We start from the raw sequence: 17,985 nt of genomic DNA, 5'->3' as shown, positions 1-17,985 counted from the left end.
TGTATGAACCGGCCACATGGGTAACACTTTAAACCGGGCACATGGGTAACAGGTTATAACAGTGCGGTAAGCATCTGATGGAGGTTTACCGTGCCCTGGAATGAGACTGTTACCATGCAACGTTTGCAGTTTGTTGCGGCCTGCCTTGAAGGCAACCTTCCGGTTGCCGAGGTGTGCCGCCGTTTCAATATCAGCCGCAAAACCGGTTATAAATGGCTGGCCCGTTTTTCCCCGAATGATGCCTCCTCTCTTGATGACCGTTCCCGGGCGCGTCATCAACAAAAATGCACACCGGAGTCTATGACTAAACTCCTGCTGGAGACGAAGCAGCAATATCCATTATGGGGGCCTGAAAAAATCAGACAGCTCCTGCTTAACCTGAATGTCAGTAACGTGCCCGCAGCCAGCACGATTGGCGATCTGTTCCGGTTGCACGGTCTGGTTAAAAAACGCAGGCAACCGGCTTTTAAATCCACGCAACGTCCTGAACTGCATACACCTGCCCGACCCAACGATGTCTGGAGCGCTGATTTTAAGGGTAAATACACCCATACCGGTGGGCGCTGGTGTCACCCTTTTACGCTGACCGACAACTGCAGCAGGATTGTACTGGCCTGCGATGCCACCTATATGCCTGATGGCCGGTTTGTTATTCCCTGTCTGGAGCGTGTTTTCCGTGACTGCGGCATGCCTCATGTGCTGCGTACAGATAATGGGCCACCATTTGCTGGCGCAGGTTTGTGGGGGCTGAGCCAGATGTCTGTCTGGCTTATAAAATGCGGCATCCTGCCTGAGCGTATCCGGCCAGGTAAGCCTACGGAGAATGGGCGGCATGAGAGAATGCACCGGACCCTGAAGGATGCACTAAAGGGACATGCAAAGTTCACTTCTCTGGAGGAGCAACAGATCTGGCTGGATGCCTGGCGCGAGGAATTTAATGAAATACGCCCGCACAAGGCGCTGGGCGGAAGAACTCCGCGCTCAGTCTGGTACCCATCAGAACGAATTTACACCGGGCCGCTTAAGACAATGCCTGTGCCGGAGAATGCCCGCGTGCTGCGCGTATCAATTAAAGGTGACTTGTTTTTTAACAGTACCCGAATATTTTTATCGGAGGCGCTCAGAGGAGAATGGGTATGGATGAAGCAGGTGAAAGAAGACCTGGATGAAATTGGTTTTGGTGATCTCATACTGGCCCGGTATGACAGACGAAACCATCGTATAATCCGGGCCGATTAGTTCAAAAATTGTCACCCATGTGACCGGTCAGATCTGTAACCCATGTGGCCGGTTCATACAATTAAGCGCCCCTTTTCTATAAGCTCAGGGAAACGCCATTATCTGTGTTGATGCAGATGACTTTTTCGGTCTTACTCTTTCTACTATCGAATCCCATCAAGGGTTGCTCGCCTTATCCACCATTTCGACATGAACGATATTCGACGTATTCTCAATACCTATCGATAGGGTTATGTCAGGATTTTGACCGGTCCAGCAGCTGTGTGTGTGGCATATACCATTTTTTATATATCCCTGTTTGACCAGCCAGGCGTCAATTTTACGGGTATCCGTTGTACCGGAAAAAGCCACTTGATAAACCAATGCAGGGTTGGGGCCAGACACATTTCGGTAATGGAAGCGGTAGGCATTACTGATTCGCGGCATATTTTTCAGTAATGTTGGCGTATAGAAATCATATTCTCTTTTATCCTGTTCCGTGTAATCCGCATTTTCCGCGAATTCCATATTGAGATAGTGCAATACAAAGGCAAAACCCACTATGCAAAGCACTAGCATGGCAAATATCAATTTTAATGATGTTCTCATGATCGTGGCTTTCCTTTGCCAAAATGGACAAACCCTTAGCGCAAGCTTACAGGGATAAACTAGCGAGCATTTATCTATCCCATAGCCGGGACGCTTGTTAATGGGGGGAAGATATCCAAAACGCGCTGGTGTGTTTGCGATGCGATTGGCAATTGAGCCTTTCAGGGGTACAGGAATGCCCTCCGGTCAGGCCGGAGGGCATTTATTTAACTCACCGCATATTTCCCGTCGAGTTTGCTGTAGCCCAGTCCGTTAATCTTTTTCACCTTAATCTGCACCGGAATGCGCTCTTTCATCGCTTCAACGTGGCTAATCACGCCGATGGTTTTGCCGCTGGCGTTGAGGGCATCAAGAGCATCGAGGGCGGTATCGAGGGTTTCGCTATCCAGCGTGCCAAAGCCTTCATCGAGGAATAACGAATCGATACGGGTTTTATGGCTTACCAGATCCGACAGCGCCAGTGCCAGCGCGAGGCTCACCAGGAAGCTCTCGCCGCCGGAAAGGGTGCGCGTATCGCGTACCGCATCCGCCTGCCAGGTATCGACCACTTCCAGCTCCAGCGCTTCGCTGGCTTTGCGTTTAAGCAGATACCGGCCGTGCAGACGGGTGAGCTGGTTGTTCGCCAGCCAGACCAGGTTATCCAGCGTCAGTCCCTGGGCAAATTTGCGAAACTTATCGCCCTCTTTCGAGCCGATAAGGGCATTCAGATGGCCCCAGTCGTCATACTGCACACTGGCCTGCGCCATCTCCTGCAGCACATTTTGCTGGCGCTTACGGTTAGCCTCATCCTGTTTTAACTGCTGACGGACTTCGCCCTGGCGGGTGGTGTTTTCCCGCAGCTGCCGGGCAATCGTCTGCAACAGCAGGTTAATGCTTTCCTGAGTGGCATCGGCGGCAAGGGCAGCAGGCGGCTGTGCCTGATGCGCCATCAGCGCCTGTTCAGCGCTATGGGCCAGCGCCTGTTTCTGCTGACAGTCGCTATCGAGTTTCTGCCGCAACTGTTCCAGACGCTGGCGCTCGGGTTCAGGCAGCAGGGCGTCGAGAAACGCCTGATGATCGGCAAAGACGCTCTGTTCCAGCGCTTCGGCAAACTGTTTCTCCAGCGCCGCCGCCAGCTCTTCTTCCTGCGCCAGCTGCTGATGCAGGGTTTGCCACTGGCTTTGCAATGCCAGGCAGCTATCATGCACTTTGCGCCAGCCATCGAGGGCGACAGATTGCCCGGTGTCGGCGCAATCTTCTGGCGGCAGCGTATCGAGGATGGGCGTCAGCTGCGCCACTTTTTCATGCAGCGTATGCAACTGCTGCTGATGCTGCTGCCACTGCTCGGCCTCCGCGCTACGCGCCGCCAGCCACGACTCTTCGTCGCCTTCCGCCGGGAATTCCAGGCCCAACGGCTGCAGCGCCGTCATCAGTTTTTCACGGCGGGCATTCACCGCCTGTTGATACTGTTCTTTTTGCTGATGCTGTTCGCCGATCTGCTGCTGCAGAGTCAGGCGCTGGTTTTGCAAATAGAGCTGATGTTCGTAAGCATCCTGCGCGCTTTGCCAACTGGTTAATTCGCGATGGGGCTCCAGCGTAACGTGCAGGGCGCTACAGGCTTGCGCCCATGCCTGCAGCCAGTTTTGTTCCTCCTGCTGCAGACTGAGCACTTCACGCTCATCTTTCTCATAGCGTTCGGCGAGGCCTTTTAACCTTTCGCCGAGCGCCACGCCATCCTCTTTAACCTGCCGCACTTCGAGATCCAACGTGCTGCGCCGGGCCTGATTGACCCCCGGTTCAAGGGTCTGATAATGAGAAATCGCCGGGTGTTCCGTTGCGCCGCACAGCGGGCAAGGCTGCCCCGGCTGCAGGCGCGCGCGCTCGCTCTCCAGATCTTTGATGCGGTTTTCCAGCTCGCAGATGGTGGTCACTTCCGTCAGCAGCTGGTTTTTCTCTTTATACAGCTCACGTTTGCGGGCGAGCTCGAGATTGATTTTTTCCTGTTCGGCGCGTAAATCCAGCAGGCTTTGCTGGCGCAGGGAGAGCTGTTTACGCAGCGGGGCGAAACGGGCATGCAGGGCGGTAAGCTGCTGGCGCAGCGGGCGGTTTTGCGCACACTGCGCCATCGCCGCAGCGGTCTCTTCCGCGCTCAGCTCAAGGGTCGACGCCGGCAGCGTGCGCAGTTTTTCCTCCAGCTGCTGGACGCGCTGCTGCTGGCTCTGCCACTGTTTTTTCTCTTCTGCCAGTTGGTTGAAGAGTACCCGCCAGCCCGTCAGTTCGTTTTGCCAGTGCTGAAAACGACCGTTGTCCGCAAGCCAGCTTTCGAGGGTTTTCTGCGTAGCCTGCAACGCCAGATGCTGCTGCCGGGCGCTAAAGCGAATCTGCGCCCGCAGGCGCAGGCTGTCATGTAAGCGAGTATTCACTTCTTCACTGCGGGTACGGGTTTGAAGCTGTGCTTTACGCTGCTCTTCAAGGCGCTGCCATAAAGGGCGCAACTGTAGCGCCGGTTGCGCCCGTTCCAGCGCCGCCAGCTGCGGCTGTGCGCCCGCCAGCGCCTGCTGCGCCTGAGCGTGCGCGGCCTGCGCCCGACCGCGCGCGGCGCGCAGTTCTGCGTCGCGATTAAGCCAGTTGGCCTGCGCCTGTCTCTCGCGCTGTTCGGTCAGCAGCCGTTGTTCTTCGTCAGTGAGCGCCTGCAAACTTTGCGACAGCTGCTGGCGCTGCTCATCATTTAGCAGCACCACGCCTTCGGCCTGCGCCTGCAGCTGTTCGAGGCGGATTTTCGCCGCTTTATGTTTTTCAAACACACGGGCTGAAATCTGGCCATAAATTTCGGTGCCCGTCAGCTCTTCCAGCAGCTCGGCGCGCTCGCGGGGTTTGGCATTGAGGAAGGCGGCAAATTGCCCCTGCGAAAGCAGCATGGATCGGGTGAAGCGGCCATAATCAAGGCCCGTCAGCGTGGCGGTCAGATCGAGCTTATCCTTCACCTTATCGGCAAGGATTTTGCCGTCGGCGCAGAGGGCCAGTTCGACGCGCGGTGCTTGTAGATTGCCATCCGGCAGACCGCGGGCGCGGCTCTGGCTCCAGAAAGCGCGGTAGGCGACGCCCTTAACTTCAAATTCCACTTCGGCCAGACACTCGGCGGTATCGCGGGTCATGAGATCATTTTGCGATTGCGACAGGGTGCTCAGGCGCGGCGTTTCGTGGTACAGGGCCAGACAGATGGCATCGAGCAGGGTGGTTTTCCCCGCCCCGGTCGCGCCGGTAATGGCGAACAGGCCGTTGCTGGCGAACGGCTCGGCGCTGAAATCGATTTTCCACTCGCCCTTCAGGGAGTTGAGGTTTTTTAACCGCAGGCTCAGGATCTTCATGCCTCATTCTCCTCATCCAGTTCCTGCACGGTTTCGCTGAACAGTGTCTGTAAACGTCTGTTTTGTTCTTCATCCAGCGTTTCCTGCGCCAGTCGGCGGGCGAACACCTCTTCCACTTTTAACTCACTTAGGGTCTCGCGCAGCTCTCCGGCCAATATACGTTCGCGCTGCTCGCGGCTGCGGCGCACCAGCAGCACCTCGACGGGCAAATCTTCCGTCACCTGCTGGATTTTGCGCTGCATATCCGCCAGATATTCGCTGCTGACAATTTCGATATCCAGCCAGACCGGTTTATCGGTGGGCGCGTGGCGAAACTGCTCAAGCTGGCGGCAAATCTCTGCAAAATCGCCTTTAATCACCGCTAACGGCTGGGTTGCCGGCACCTCCAGCGCGGCGATCTCCGCCAGTTTACCGTCGGCAAAGGTCACCAGATTGACGCTTTTGCTTTTGCCGGTTTCATCAAAACTCAACGGAATGGGCGAGCCGCAGTAGCGGATATGTTCCAGCTCGCTAATTTTTTGCGCCCGGTGAATATGCCCAAGGGCCATGTAATCCACCGGCGGAAAATGGTGCGCCGGAAAGGCATCCAGCGTGCCGATATAGATGTCACGTACGGCGTCACTTTTGCTGGCACCAACGGTGGTTAAATGGCCGCTGGCGATAATCGGCAGCGCTTTATCCCCGCGCAGGGCGCAGGCATCAACATACTGCTGTTGATAGTAATCGGTGATCGCCGCCAGCAAATGCTGCTGCTTTTGCTGGCCGGAAAGCCCCGCCTGGCTGACGGTAATATCGCGCGGGCGTAAAAACGGCACCGGGCAAAATACCGCCCCCGCTTCGCCATCGCGGCGATAGAGCATAAACGGCTGCACGCCTGCACTGGCAACAACGGTGGTTTTCAGGTACGCAAGGATCTCTTTTGACTCATTCAGCGTCGCCACGGAATCATGGTTACCCGCGAGCACAATCAGCTGGCAGCCCGTTTGCTGCAGCTTCACCACAAAGCGGTTATACAGTTCGCGGGCGTAGCTGGGCGGGGAACCGGTATCAAAAATATCGCCTGCGACAATAATGGCATCGACCTGGTGCGTTTCTGCGCTACTCAGCAGCCAGTCGAGAAAAGCGTCATGTTCGGCGGCGCGGTTTTTACTGTAGAAGTTTTGACCCAGATGCCAGTCAGAAGTGTGAATGATGCGCATAGCGGTTCCGTGGCGTGAAAAGCGTAGAGCCGATTATAAACATTAACCAGATGAGGGACATAACCGATCGCAAATTTGCCTTGTCATACAGGCAACGCTGGGGTCATATTGCGGTCATCTTATTCATAAATCTGTCACAAAACTGACGCATAATGGCGCCGCTATCTACATTGACCACTTAAATAAAACAGGGCGAATTATGGCGAGACGAATTCTGGTCGTAGAAGATGAAGCACCGATCCGTGAAATGGTGTGCTTCGTGCTCGAGCAAAATGGTTTTCTACCGGTGGAAGCTGAAGATTATGACAGCGCGGTAAACCAACTTAACGAACCCTGGCCCGACCTGGTTTTACTCGACTGGATGTTGCCCGGCGGCTCGGGAATTCAGTTTATTAAACATCTGAAACGCGAAGCGATGACCCGGGATATTCCGGTGATGATGCTAACCGCGCGTGGGGAAGAAGAGGATCGCGTGCGCGGGCTGGAAACGGGCGCGGATGATTACATTACCAAACCCTTTTCGCCAAAAGAGCTGGTGGCGCGTATCAAAGCCGTGATGCGCCGCATTTCACCGATGGCGGTGGAAGAGGTGATTGAAATGCAGGGGCTGAGTCTCGATCCTTCCTCCCATCGCGTGATGACCGGTGAAAACCCGCTGGATATGGGGCCGACGGAATTTAAACTCTTACACTTCTTTATGACCCACCCGGAGCGGGTTTACAGCCGCGAACAGCTGCTTAACCACGTTTGGGGAACCAACGTTTACGTTGAAGACAGAACCGTGGACGTGCATATTCGCCGTCTGCGCAAAGCGCTGGAACACAGCGGCCACGATCGTATGGTGCAAACAGTGCGCGGCACGGGATATCGTTTTTCGACCCGTTTCTGAAATTTAACAGGAGTGTGACGCGTGCTGGAACGGCTGTCATGGAAAAGGCTGGTGCTCGAGCTCCTCCTTTGTTGTATACCCGCCTTTATTCTCGGCGCTCTCTTCGGTTATCTACCCTGGTTTTTACTCGCCGCGGTAACCGGGCTGCTGGCCTGGCATTTCTGGAATTTACTGCGCCTTTCCTGGTGGCTTTGGGTCGATAAAAGTATGACGCCACCGCCGGGAACCGGTAGCTGGGAGCCGCTGCTGTACGGGCTGCACCAGATGCAGATGCGTAATAAAAAGCGCCGCCGCGAGCTGGGGAATTTAATCAAACGCTTTCGTAGCGGCGCAGAATCCCTGCCGGACGCGGTGATCCTCACCACCGAAGAAGGGTCGATTTTCTGGTGTAACGGTCTGGCGCAACAGATTCTTGGCCTACGCTGGCCGGACGATAACGGCCAGAATATCCTCAACCTGCTGCGCTACCCCGAATTTACGCAATACCTGAAGAAAAAAGAGTTCACCCGGCCGCTGCACCTGGTACTGAATAACGGGCGGCATCTGGAGATCCGCGTGATGCCCTACAGTGAGCAACAGCTACTGATGGTGGCGCGCGACGTCACGCAGATGCACCAGCTCGAAGGCGCGCGGCGTAACTTTTTTGCCAACGTCAGTCATGAGCTGCGCACGCCGTTAACGGTGCTGCAGGGTTATCTGGAGATGATGCAGGAGCAAACCCTGGAAGGTGCGCCGCGCGAAAAAGCGCTGCACACCATGCGCGAGCAAACCTCACGCATGGAAGGGCTGGTTCGCCAGTTGCTCACGCTGTCGAAGATTGAAGCCGCGCCGACGCTGTCGCCAAACGAAATTATTGATGTGCCGATGATGCTACGGGTGGTGGAGCGCGAAGCGCAAACCCTCAGTCAGCAAAAGCATAGCTTTACCTTTGATGTCGACAGCAGCTTAAAAGTGCTCGGCAATGAAGAACAGCTGCGCAGCGCCATCTCTAATCTGGTGTATAACGCCGTCAACCATACGCCTGCGGGGACGCATATTGATGTCTGCTGGCGGCATCTGCCGCAGGGGGCAGAATTTAGCGTGGAGGATAATGGCCCCGGCATCGCGGCGGAACATATTCCGCGCCTGACGGAGCGTTTCTACCGCGTGGATAAGGCGCGTTCGCGGCAAACTGGCGGCAGCGGACTGGGTCTGGCGATTGTGAAACACGCGGTGAATCATCACGAAAGCCGACTGGATATTGTCAGTCAACCCGGGAAAGGCACCCGCTTTAGCTTCCTGCTACCGGAACGTTTGGTTGCCAAAAAAGCCGCTTCCTGACGGATCTGTCATTCTCTGTTGCCAGCGGCCTGCGCAATCAGGCCGTTTTTCGCACCGTTTACCGCCTCTGCCAGCAGGTTTGTACATCTGCTTATTTTTTGTTCGCACGATCAGCCATGTGTTTTTCTTATACTTAGAGTATCTGACTGCTTAGACTTTTCAATTCAGCATAACCATCTAGTTTTACGATCCCACCTTGCCTTTAAACGTTATAAGCGTTTAAATTGCGCCCCATACATTGTCAGACCGACTGTGTTTACGTGGTAAATCGAAAAACTATTCTTCGCCACGGTATACATAAAGCATTTCCCGCTGAATAAATGCGCTATCGGCGCTCTATTGTGCGGTCGGGAAAGGCCAAAAATTCATCACTTTACGACACCACATCCACAGGCAGTAAAATTTATGACCCATCACTTAAAACCACGCGACATTGTTGCACTGGGCTTTATGACCTTTGCCCTCTTTGTCGGCGCAGGTAACATTATTTTCCCTCCCATGGTTGGCTTACAGGCGGGTGAACACGTCTGGACGGCGGCATTTGGTTTTCTGATTACCGCGGTCGGTTTGCCGGTGCTTACGGTTATTGCGCTGGCGAAAGTGGGCGGCGGCGTGGATAGCCTGAGTACGCCAATCGGTAAAGTGGCGGGCGTTCTGCTGGCAACGGTGTGTTACCTGGCGGTGGGGCCGCTGTTCGCTACACCGCGTACGGCAACCGTCTCCTTTGAAGTGGGCATTGCGCCGCTGACCGGCGAAGGCCCGATGCCGCTGCTGATTTACAGCCTGCTCTATTTTGCACTGGTCATTCTGGTGTCGCTCTACCCGGGTAAACTGCTCGATACCGTTGGTAATTTCCTCGCGCCGTTGAAAATTATTGCCCTGACGGTGCTTTCCGTTGCCGCGATTGTCTGGCCCGCAGGTCCTATCAGCCATGCGATGGACGCCTACCAGAATGCCGCGTTCTCGAATGGTTTCGTTAATGGCTATCTGACGATGGATACCCTTGGCGCGATGGTGTTCGGCATTGTGATTGTTAACGCGGCGCGTTCACGCGGCGTGACGGAAGCACGTCTGCTGACCCGCTATACCGTCTGGGCTGGCCTGATGGCGGGTGTGGGTTTAACGCTGCTTTATCTGGCGCTGTTCCGTCTGGGTTCAGACAGCTCAATGCTGGTCGATCAGTCTGCCAACGGCGCTGCTATTCTGCATGCTTACGTGCAGCACACCTTCGGTGGGGCGGGCAGCCTTCTGCTGGCGGCGCTGATTTTCATCGCCTGCCTGGTGACGGCGGTGGGCCTGACCTGCGCCTGTGCCGAGTTCTTCGCACAATATCTGCCGCTCTCTTACCGCACGCTGGTGTTTATTCTGGGTATCTTCTCGATGGCGGTCTCCAACCTCGGGCTGAGCCATCTGATCCAGATCTCTATTCCGGTGCTGACGCTTATCTATCCGCCGTGCATCGTGCTGGTGGTATTGAGCTTTACCCGCTCTTTCTGGAACAGCTCGACGCGAGTTATCGCACCGGCGATGTTTATCAGCCTGCTTTTTGGTATCCTTGACGGCGTGAAAGCGTCCGCATTTGCTGAACACCTTCCTGCCTGGACTCAGCGCTTGCCGCTGGCAGGGGAAGGGCTGGCGTGGCTGATGCCGAGTCTGGTGATGGTGATTCTGGCCGCAGTCTGGGATCGCATCGCTGGACGACAGGTAACATCCAGCGCGCACTAACAGCAGCAAACACGGTTTGTTTAACCACGGGGCACGCGCTCCGTGGTTTTTTATTTTGGTGATGAATAACGGCAGTGGAAACGATGGAAAGTACGAATAAGCTGAAGCGTGGGCTCAGTACCCGCCACATTCGCTTTATGGCGCTGGGTTCAGCGATTGGCACCGGGCTGTTTTATGGTTCCGCAGATGCCATCAAAATGGCCGGACCCAGCGTACTGTTGGCCTACATTATTGGCGGTGTTGCCGCGTATATCATAATGCGCGCGCTGGGCGAGATGTCCGTGCACAACCCTTCCGCCAGCTCTTTCTCCCGCTATGCACAGGAAAACCTCGGCCCGCTGGCCGGGTATATCACCGGCTGGACCTACTGTTTTGAAATCCTGATTGTCGCTATCGCCGATGTCACCGCCTTCGGTATCTATATGGGCGTCTGGTTCCCGACGGTGCCGCACTGGATCTGGGTGTTAAGCGTGGTGTTGCTCATCTGCTCTATTAACCTGATGAGCGTGAAGGTGTTTGGCGAGCTGGAGTTCTGGTTCTCCTTCTTTAAAGTCGCCACCATTATCATCATGATTGTCGCCGGTTTTGGTATCATCCTGTGGGGTATCGGCAACGGCGGCCAGGCGACGGGCATCAGCAATCTGTGGAGCCACGGCGGCTTCTTCAGTAACGGCTGGCTGGGAACAGTGATGGCGCTGCAGATGGTGATGTTTGCCTACGGCGGGATTGAAATTATCGGTATCACCGCCGGGGAAGCGAAAGATCCTGAGCAGTCGATCCCGCGCGCCATCAACTCCGTGCCGCTGCGTATTCTGGTGTTCTACGTCGGTACGCTGTTCGTGATTATGTCTATTTATCCGTGGAATCAGGTCGGCACCGATGGCAGCCCATTTGTGCTGACTTTCCAGCATATGGGCATCACTTTTGCCGCCAGCATCCTTAACTTTGTGGTGCTGACCGCTTCGCTGTCGGCGATTAACAGCGATGTCTTTGGCGTCGGCCGCATGCTGCACGGCATGGCCGAGCAGGGGAGCGCGCCTAAGATGTTTGCCAAAACCTCGCGTCGCGGTATTCCGTGGGTAACGGTGATGGTGATGACGGTTGCGCTGCTGCTGGCGGTGTACTTGAATTACATCATGCCGGAAAACGTCTTCCTGGTGATTGCCTCGCTGGCGACCTTTGCCACCGTTTGGGTGTGGATCATGATTCTGCTTTCGCAGATCGGTTTCCGCCGCCGCCTCTCCGCCGATGAAGTGAAGGCGCTGAAATTTAAGGTGCCGGGCGGGGTAGCAACCACCGTGGTCGGGCTGATTTTCCTCGTCTTTATTATTGTGCTGATTGGCTGGCATCCGGAAACCCGCATCTCGCTGTATGTCGGGCTGGCATGGATTGCGCTGCTGTTAATCGGCTGGCAGTTTAAACGCCGCAAAGCCTGATAACCCAAAGTGCTGGCGTCGGTGACCGATGCCAGCGTTTATCCCGCCTCGTTTCCCGCCCTTTCGCAGTTATGCTAACTCGTTTATTCAACTATATTTTTCAACGTAGCCAGCCGTGATTTCGGCCCGTGCCGTTACGTGCCTGCCAGACGCTTTTCTCTGCGCCCTCGATCTCACCCCCGGAAAAATGCGTAAAGAAGGAGGCAGGGCGGCAACCGCTGTGGAAGAGTGGCGTCATTTTGAACAAAGGGGATTTTTTGATGTTGAATGCATGGCATTTGCCCGTTGCGCCGTTTGTGAAACAGAAACAGGATCAACTGGTTATTACGCTCTGGCTCGCCGGTACGTCGCTGCCGGAGCGGGTGACGCTACGGACAGAAATGGATAACGAGGAGACGCCGGTGGTGATGCATTGCGGGCGTAAAGCGACGGCCGACGGCGTAACGGTCTGGCGGGTTGCCATTGACGTGGCGAGCGGCCAGCCTCGTCGCCGCTACAGCTTTAAGCTACTGTGGAAGAACCGTCAGCTGTGGTTTACCCCGCAGGGCTTTAGCCGTTTTCCCCCGGCACGCCTTGAACAGTTCGCCATCGATCTGCCGGACAGCGGACCGCAATGGGTGGCGGATCAGGTGTTCTACCAGATTTTCCCGGACCGCTTTGCCCGCAGCCTGCCGCGCGGTGAAGAGCAAGACAAGGTTTATTATCATCATGCCGCCGGTCAGTCGATTGTGCTGCGTAACTGGGACGATCCGTTGACCGCCGAAGCGGGCGGTTCGACCTTTTATGGCGGCGATCTGGACGGCATTAGCGAAAAACTGCCGTATCTGAAAAAGCTCGGCGTCACCGCCCTGTACCTCAATCCGGTGTTTGTTGCCCCTAGCGTGCATAAATATGACACCGAAGATTATCGCCATGTCGATCCGCAGTTCGGCGGCGATGAAGCGCTCCTGCGCCTGCGCCAGCACACGCAGGAGGCGGGTATGAAGCTTATTCTCGATGGCGTATTTAATCATACGGGTGATTCCCACGCCTGGTTCGACCGCCACAATCGCGCCACGGGCGGCGCCTGTCATAATCCCGATTCCCGCTGGCGCAGCTGGTTTAGTTTTGATGAGAACGGTCACGCCCGCGACTGGCTCGGCTATGCCAGCCTGCCGAAACTCGATTACCGCTCCCCGACCTTGCGCGAAGAGATTTATCAGGGCGAGGAGAGCATTGTGCGCCACTGGCTAAAAGCACCGTGGAATATGGATGGCTGGCGGCTGGATGTCGTGCATATGCTGGGGGAAGAGGGCGGTGCGGGTGAAAATTTGCGCCATGTAACGGCCATCACCGCGGCGGCAAAAGAGACCCGACCGCAGGCCTATATCTTTGGCGAACATTTTGGCGATGCGCGCCAGTGGTTGCAGGCGGACGCCGAAGACGCGTCGATGAACTATCGCGGCTTTACCCTGCCGCTATGGGCGTTTCTGGCGAAAACGGATCTCTCGTACGATGCGCAGAATATCGATGCAGAAACCTGCGCCGCATGGATGGATAACTACCGCGCCGGGCTATCGCACCAGCAGCAACTGCGTATGTTTAACCAGCTCGACAGCCACGACACGCCGCGCTTTAAAACCGTGCTCGGCAACGATGTTGCCCGTTTACCGCTGGCGGTAGTGTGGCTGTTTTGCTGGCCGGGCACGCCGTGTATTTATTATGGCGATGAAGTGGGGCTGGACGGCGCCAACGATCCCTTTTGCCGCAAGCCCTTCCCGTGGGACAAAACGCGTCAGGACGGCAAACTGCTGGCGCTCTACCAGCGGATGGCGAAGCTGCGCTCGCGCTCGCAGGCGCTGCGCTACGGCGGGTGTTTAGTGATTTACGCGCAGGGTAATGTGCTGGTGTTTTTGCGTGTCTATCGCCAGCAGCGTACCCTGGTGGCAATTAACCGCGGCGAAGCCTGCGAAGTGGTGCTGGAGGATTCACCGCTGTTGCGCGGGAAAAACTGGCGGCTTCAGGAAGGTACAGGTACGCTACAGGACGATGTGTTAACGCTTTCAGCGATTAGCGCCTCTGTCTGGTCAGCCGCCTGATTCGCCACGCGAAAGGGGCGGCGTAACGTCTCCCCTTTGTGAAGGCGATCGTACATGGATGAGCTTTTTCTCTTCGGCGCGTTAGTGCTGTTTATGGCGCTGGTAGTGGTGCCCATTCTGGCGATTATCGCCTGGCGGCGCAGCAGCAGCACCCAACAAGAATTACACCAGTTACGTCAGCGGCTAAACCAGTTGGAACAGCGGCTGACGGACCCGGACATGGCCGCGACGGCTGCGCACACCCGCACAATGGCCGCGCAATCCCCCCTTTCGATACCGGTGCAGGAGGTTGCTCCGCCGCCCATCGACGAACCCGCGCCCGTCGATTTACCGCCTACGGTGGTAAATAACCCGTGGGGGCAAAAAGCGGCCTCGCCCGCAGGGATGCGCAAACCGTCAGCAACCGAAACCCCGTCCGTTACGCCAAAGAAGCCGGAAACCCCGTCATGGGGCATGGTCACGTCGTTGGTACGCTGGTTTATGCATGGCAATCCGCTGGCGAAACTGGGGATTGTGCTGCTATTTATCGGTCTCTCCTTTCTGCTGCGCTACACCGTCGAGTACGACCTGTTCCCGCTGGAGCTGCGGCTGGCGGCGGTAGCGCTGGTGGCGATGGCGCTGCTGGGGCTTGGCTGGCGGCTGCGGCATAAGCAGACGGTTTTCGCGCTTATCCTGCAGGGCGGCGCGGTAGGTGCGCTCTATTTAACCGTCTTTGGCGCGTTTCGCCTGTGGCAAATGCTGCCGATGACGCTGGCGTTTGCGCTGTTAATCGTCATTTGCGCGGCAAGCGTGGGGCTGGCGGTGTTGCAAAAAGCCCTTAGTCTGGCGCTGTTGGCAAGCCTCGGCGGCTATCTGGCACCGATCCTGCTATCGACGGGCGGCGGCAGCCACATCGCGCTCTTCTCCTTCTACCTGCTGTTGTCGGTGGGCATTCTCGCCATTAGCGTCTGGCAACACTGGCGTGAACTAAACCTGCTCGGCATGGTGTTCACCTTCGGCGTTGCGGGTATCTGGGGGATGGATAACTATCGCCCGGAATATTACCTCAGCTGCCAGCTGTTTCTGCTGGCGAATATCCTGATATTCGGCGTCCTCAGCATGGTGCTTTCCCTGCGCGCCCAGCGCCGGGGCGAGCGAATTATCGACGGGGTTTTACTTTTTGCGCCGCCGCTGGCGGGCTTTGGCATGCAGTACGCCATCACCCAGCACTGGCAGTATGGCCCGGCATTTAGCGCCCTCGGCTTTGGTCTGTTCTACCTGACGCTGGCGGTCATTGCCCTTAAACGCTACCCAACAGTGGCGAAACCGCTGGTGCTGGCGGCGCTGGCTCTCGGCGGCGGCTTTGCCACCCTCGCCATTCCGCTGGCGCTGTCGGCGCGCTGGACGGCCATGGCCTGGGCGCTGGAAGGGCTGGGTATTCTGTGGCTTGGTGGGCAACAACATCTGCGCCGTATGCAATATAGCGGCACCGCGCTGCTGGTGTTGGCGCTGGGCAGCGCCCTGTGGGCGACGGCGGACGGGATTAACGCCCTGTCGACGCTGCTGATTTTTGCCGTGCTCAGCGGCTGCTGGCTGGCGGCCGCCTGGCTGTGGCGCGATCTGCGCAAGGAGGGCAGCTGGCTGTTACTCACCGGCGGCATCCTTTTCTGGCTGGTCGCACTGGGTGGTGCCTCGCAACTGCTGCTGCCATCCTCTGTCGATTACCGATTCGGTGTGCTGACGCTGCTGGCGCTATCGGTGTGGCTGTGGCGGGCGGGAAGTTTGCGCGCCTTGTGGCCAGAACCAGGTTATGCATGCTGGTTGCTATGGCCGGGAATGGCATTGATGCTCGGCTGGCAACTTGCCACACAAGGGCATCTGCTGGCGGCAGGCTGGGCGAATCTCGCCTGGTGTGTGGCGTTACCGAGTGCGTTGCTGCTGCTTTACCGCCAACCCGCGGCGTTGCCCGCACGGTTGTCGCAATGGCTGCATATTGCGTTATTGTGGATAGTGCTGCTGGCGGCAGGCTGTGAATTGTACTGGTTTGTCGATGGGCTGGCGTGGGGCAACGAACCCTGGCAACTGGGGCTGCCGATGGCGGCGGGCGGTGCGGCGATGGCGCTGGTGCTGACGGCCATTGGTCGCCAGTGGTGGCCGTGGCGCGTGTGGCCTGCGCTGTATGGCGCGCTGGGGTTGTTACCGCTGGTTCCGCTGCTGCTGTGCCTGCTGGTGTTCGGCAATTTCAGCGACGGTGTGGTGATGGGCATGCACTATCTGCCGCTGGTGAATCCCCTGGAAGAGGGCGCAGCGTTTGCCCTGCTTGGTCTGTGGTGGTACAGCCGTTTTAGCGCAGCGCACTTTCAGGCGATTGCGCCGCAATTGTGGCGTGCAGCGCCATGGGGACTGGCCGCGCTCGCCTTCTGGTGGATCAATGGCGCATTGCTGCGTCTGCTGGCCTGCTATGCAGATGTGCCCTGGGAGACGCAAAGTCTGTGGCAATCGCGGCTGATTCAGACCTGTTTTGCCCTGTTCTGGATGCTGATTGCGCTGGTGGTGATGATTCGCGCTACCCGTCACAACGCTCGCCAGCAGTGGATTGGCGGCAGCGTGTTGTTGGGCGTGGTGTTGCTTAAATTAATGCTGGTCGACAGCGCCGGTGGCGGTGGGCTTTCACGCGCCATTGCCTTTATTGGCGTGGCGGTACTGGTGCTGATTGTCGGCTATTTTTCACCGCTGCCGCCCAAAGCGCTGCGGGACGGAAATAAGGGAGAAGAAGAGTGAAGAAGTGGCATGGAATTCTACTGGCTACGCTGATGTGCACCGCAACGGCGGCAATAAGCGAGGAGCCCGTCGCGGAATCACCGCAGGATTACGCCTTTGGCGCGCCCCTCGAACTGTCGCAACCGGCCTCGTGGTATCGCGTCGATTTACCGCTCACGGTCTATGCCCAGAGCGTCTGGCCGGATCTGCGCGATGTGCGGGTGTTTAATCACGATGGCGAGCGCGTGCCGTTTACCCTGGAAACGCAGCGCGCTGCCGCCAGCCCAACGCAGCCTGTTGCGCTGCGCGTCTTTCCGCTGGCGGGCGAAAAGCCCGCTACCACTGACGAAGGGCAAACGGTAGTGCGTTTACGTTCCCCGTCGGGCGTGGATATCCAGATTGACGGCGAGAGTGAAAAACCCATCGGCCAGAGCTATTTACTCGCGCTACCGGAAACCCTGCCGGAAAACTTTACGCTGTCGCAGCTAAAACTCGGCTGGTCGGAGCCGGTGGAAAACTGGCGCAGCCGCGTCACGGTAATGTTTAGCCGCGATATGCGCAACTGGAATACGTTACAAGAAGACGCACCGGTGATGGCGCTGGCAAGCGGCAGCGATCGGCTGAAAATCGATCAGATTAACCTCGACAGACCCTTCTCCCTTGAGGGGGTGCGCTACTTGTTAATGGTATTTGATACGCCAAACCTGCCGGTGACCATTAACCAGGCCTCCGCACTGCCTGACAGTGCGCCAACGCCGCTGGAGCAGGTAACAATGGATGCTAGTGGTCAGCGCATCTCCGCGAGCGAAGCGCAGTATCAGTGGGCGCAGCCGCAGCTTTTTAGCGCGGTATCGATACGGTTGGCTGATAACGGGGTGTTGCCGGTGGCGATTGCCTGGCGCAGCGCCGCCGATGCCGAGTGGCAGCCGCTGCGTAAAACGGTGCTGTGGGCGCAAAATGACCAGCTTTCTGCCCCGCTTAACCTGGCGGGAGAAAAGGTACAGGCGCTACGCATTACCACCCTTGATGCTCGCTTACCGGGCGAATTGCCACAGGTTAGCGGCAGCCGCGATCGACAATCCCTGGTGTTTAACGCGCAAGGCAAAGGGCCGTTTATGCTGGCGTGGGGCAATCGCGCCGCGCAACCGGCCGCGGTGACGCTGGACGAGCTGATACCGGAAGCGTTGCGTAAACAGCTCGATCTGGCAGCGATCCCGGAAGTGCAGGTAGCCGACCGCGTGGCGCTTGGCGGCGAAGGGCGGTTAACGGCAACCTCACCGGCAGAGCGTCAGGGGATGTGGAAAACGCTGTTGGTATGGGGCGCATTACTGCTCGGCGTGGCGGTGCTGGTATGGATGGCGCTGCGCATCTGGCGCGAAGTGAAAGCAGCGTAATCATTGGCCCGCATCGCGGGCCTTTCTCTTT

11 protein-coding genes are annotated in these 17,985 nt (G+C 57.2%); 8 read left to right on the top strand and 3 right to left on the bottom strand.

Annotation, left to right across the window (positions count from 1 at the left end):
- Positions 1-90 precede the first annotated feature (90 nt).
- Entirely contained in the window at positions 91-1,239 is a 1,149-nt protein-coding gene (locus RW65_RS08455; RefSeq protein WP_039055493.1) for an integrase core domain-containing protein, read from the top strand.
- Positions 1,240-1,395: 156 nt separating this feature from the next.
- Here the strand turns inward: RW65_RS08455 and RW65_RS08450 are convergent, their stop codons facing one another.
- The 3 genes from RW65_RS08450 to sbcD form a co-directional block, all read right to left on the bottom strand.
- Complete coding sequence (locus tag RW65_RS08450) at positions 1,396-1,827, bottom strand: hypothetical protein (RefSeq protein ID WP_039056277.1); 432 nt, start codon at positions 1,825-1,827, stop codon at positions 1,396-1,398.
- 206 nt (positions 1,828-2,033) lie between these two features.
- On the bottom strand, positions 2,034-5,174 hold the full coding sequence (gene sbcC / locus RW65_RS08445) for an exonuclease subunit SbcC (protein ID WP_039056276.1): 3,141 nt from the start codon (positions 5,172-5,174) through the stop codon (positions 2,034-2,036).
- Positions 5,171-6,373 carry an exonuclease subunit SbcD gene (sbcD, locus tag RW65_RS08440; RefSeq protein WP_039056275.1) on the bottom strand — a complete coding sequence of 401 codons (1,203 nt, stop codon included), beginning with the start codon at positions 6,371-6,373 and terminating at the stop codon, positions 5,171-5,173. The genes sbcC and sbcD overlap by 4 nt, the downstream gene beginning before the upstream one ends.
- 199 nt (positions 6,374-6,572) lie before the next feature.
- Between sbcD and phoB the strand changes: the two genes are divergently transcribed.
- From phoB to RW65_RS08405, 7 genes are all read left to right on the top strand, one after another.
- Entirely contained in the window at positions 6,573-7,262 is a 690-nt protein-coding gene (gene phoB / locus RW65_RS08435; protein ID WP_039056274.1) for a phosphate response regulator transcription factor PhoB, read from the top strand.
- A gap of 21 nt (positions 7,263-7,283) precedes the next feature.
- Positions 7,284-8,582 carry a phosphate regulon sensor histidine kinase PhoR gene (gene phoR / locus RW65_RS08430; protein WP_039056273.1) on the top strand — a complete coding sequence of 433 codons (1,299 nt, stop codon included), beginning with the start codon at positions 7,284-7,286 and terminating at the stop codon, positions 8,580-8,582.
- 405 nt (positions 8,583-8,987) lie between these two features.
- Complete coding sequence (gene brnQ / locus RW65_RS08425) at positions 8,988-10,307, top strand: branched-chain amino acid transporter carrier protein BrnQ (RefSeq protein WP_039056272.1); 1,320 nt, start codon at positions 8,988-8,990, stop codon at positions 10,305-10,307.
- Positions 10,308-10,390: 83 nt separating this feature from the next.
- Positions 10,391-11,743 carry a proline-specific permease ProY gene (gene proY / locus RW65_RS08420; RefSeq protein ID WP_039056271.1) on the top strand — a complete coding sequence of 451 codons (1,353 nt, stop codon included), beginning with the start codon at positions 10,391-10,393 and terminating at the stop codon, positions 11,741-11,743.
- A gap of 260 nt (positions 11,744-12,003) precedes the next feature.
- Complete coding sequence (gene malZ / locus RW65_RS08415; RefSeq protein ID WP_039056270.1) at positions 12,004-13,821, top strand: maltodextrin glucosidase; 1,818 nt, start codon at positions 12,004-12,006, stop codon at positions 13,819-13,821.
- 54 nt (positions 13,822-13,875) lie between these two features.
- Complete coding sequence (locus tag RW65_RS08410; protein ID WP_039056269.1) at positions 13,876-16,581, top strand: DUF2339 domain-containing protein; 2,706 nt, start codon at positions 13,876-13,878, stop codon at positions 16,579-16,581.
- The gene (locus RW65_RS08405) at positions 16,578-17,954 is read left to right on the top strand and encodes a DUF3999 domain-containing protein (protein WP_082022420.1); all 1,377 of its coding nucleotides are present in this window, start codon (positions 16,578-16,580) and stop codon (positions 17,952-17,954) included. Before RW65_RS08410 ends, RW65_RS08405 begins: the two co-directional genes overlap by 4 nt.
- The last annotated feature ends 31 nt before the right edge of the window (positions 17,955-17,985 follow it).

Source organism: Enterobacter sp. Bisph1, from assembly GCF_000814905.1.
In the GTDB taxonomy this organism is placed as follows: Bacteria; Pseudomonadota; Gammaproteobacteria; order Enterobacterales; family Enterobacteriaceae; genus Kosakonia.
This window is presented reverse-complemented; position numbering and strand designations above follow the sequence as displayed.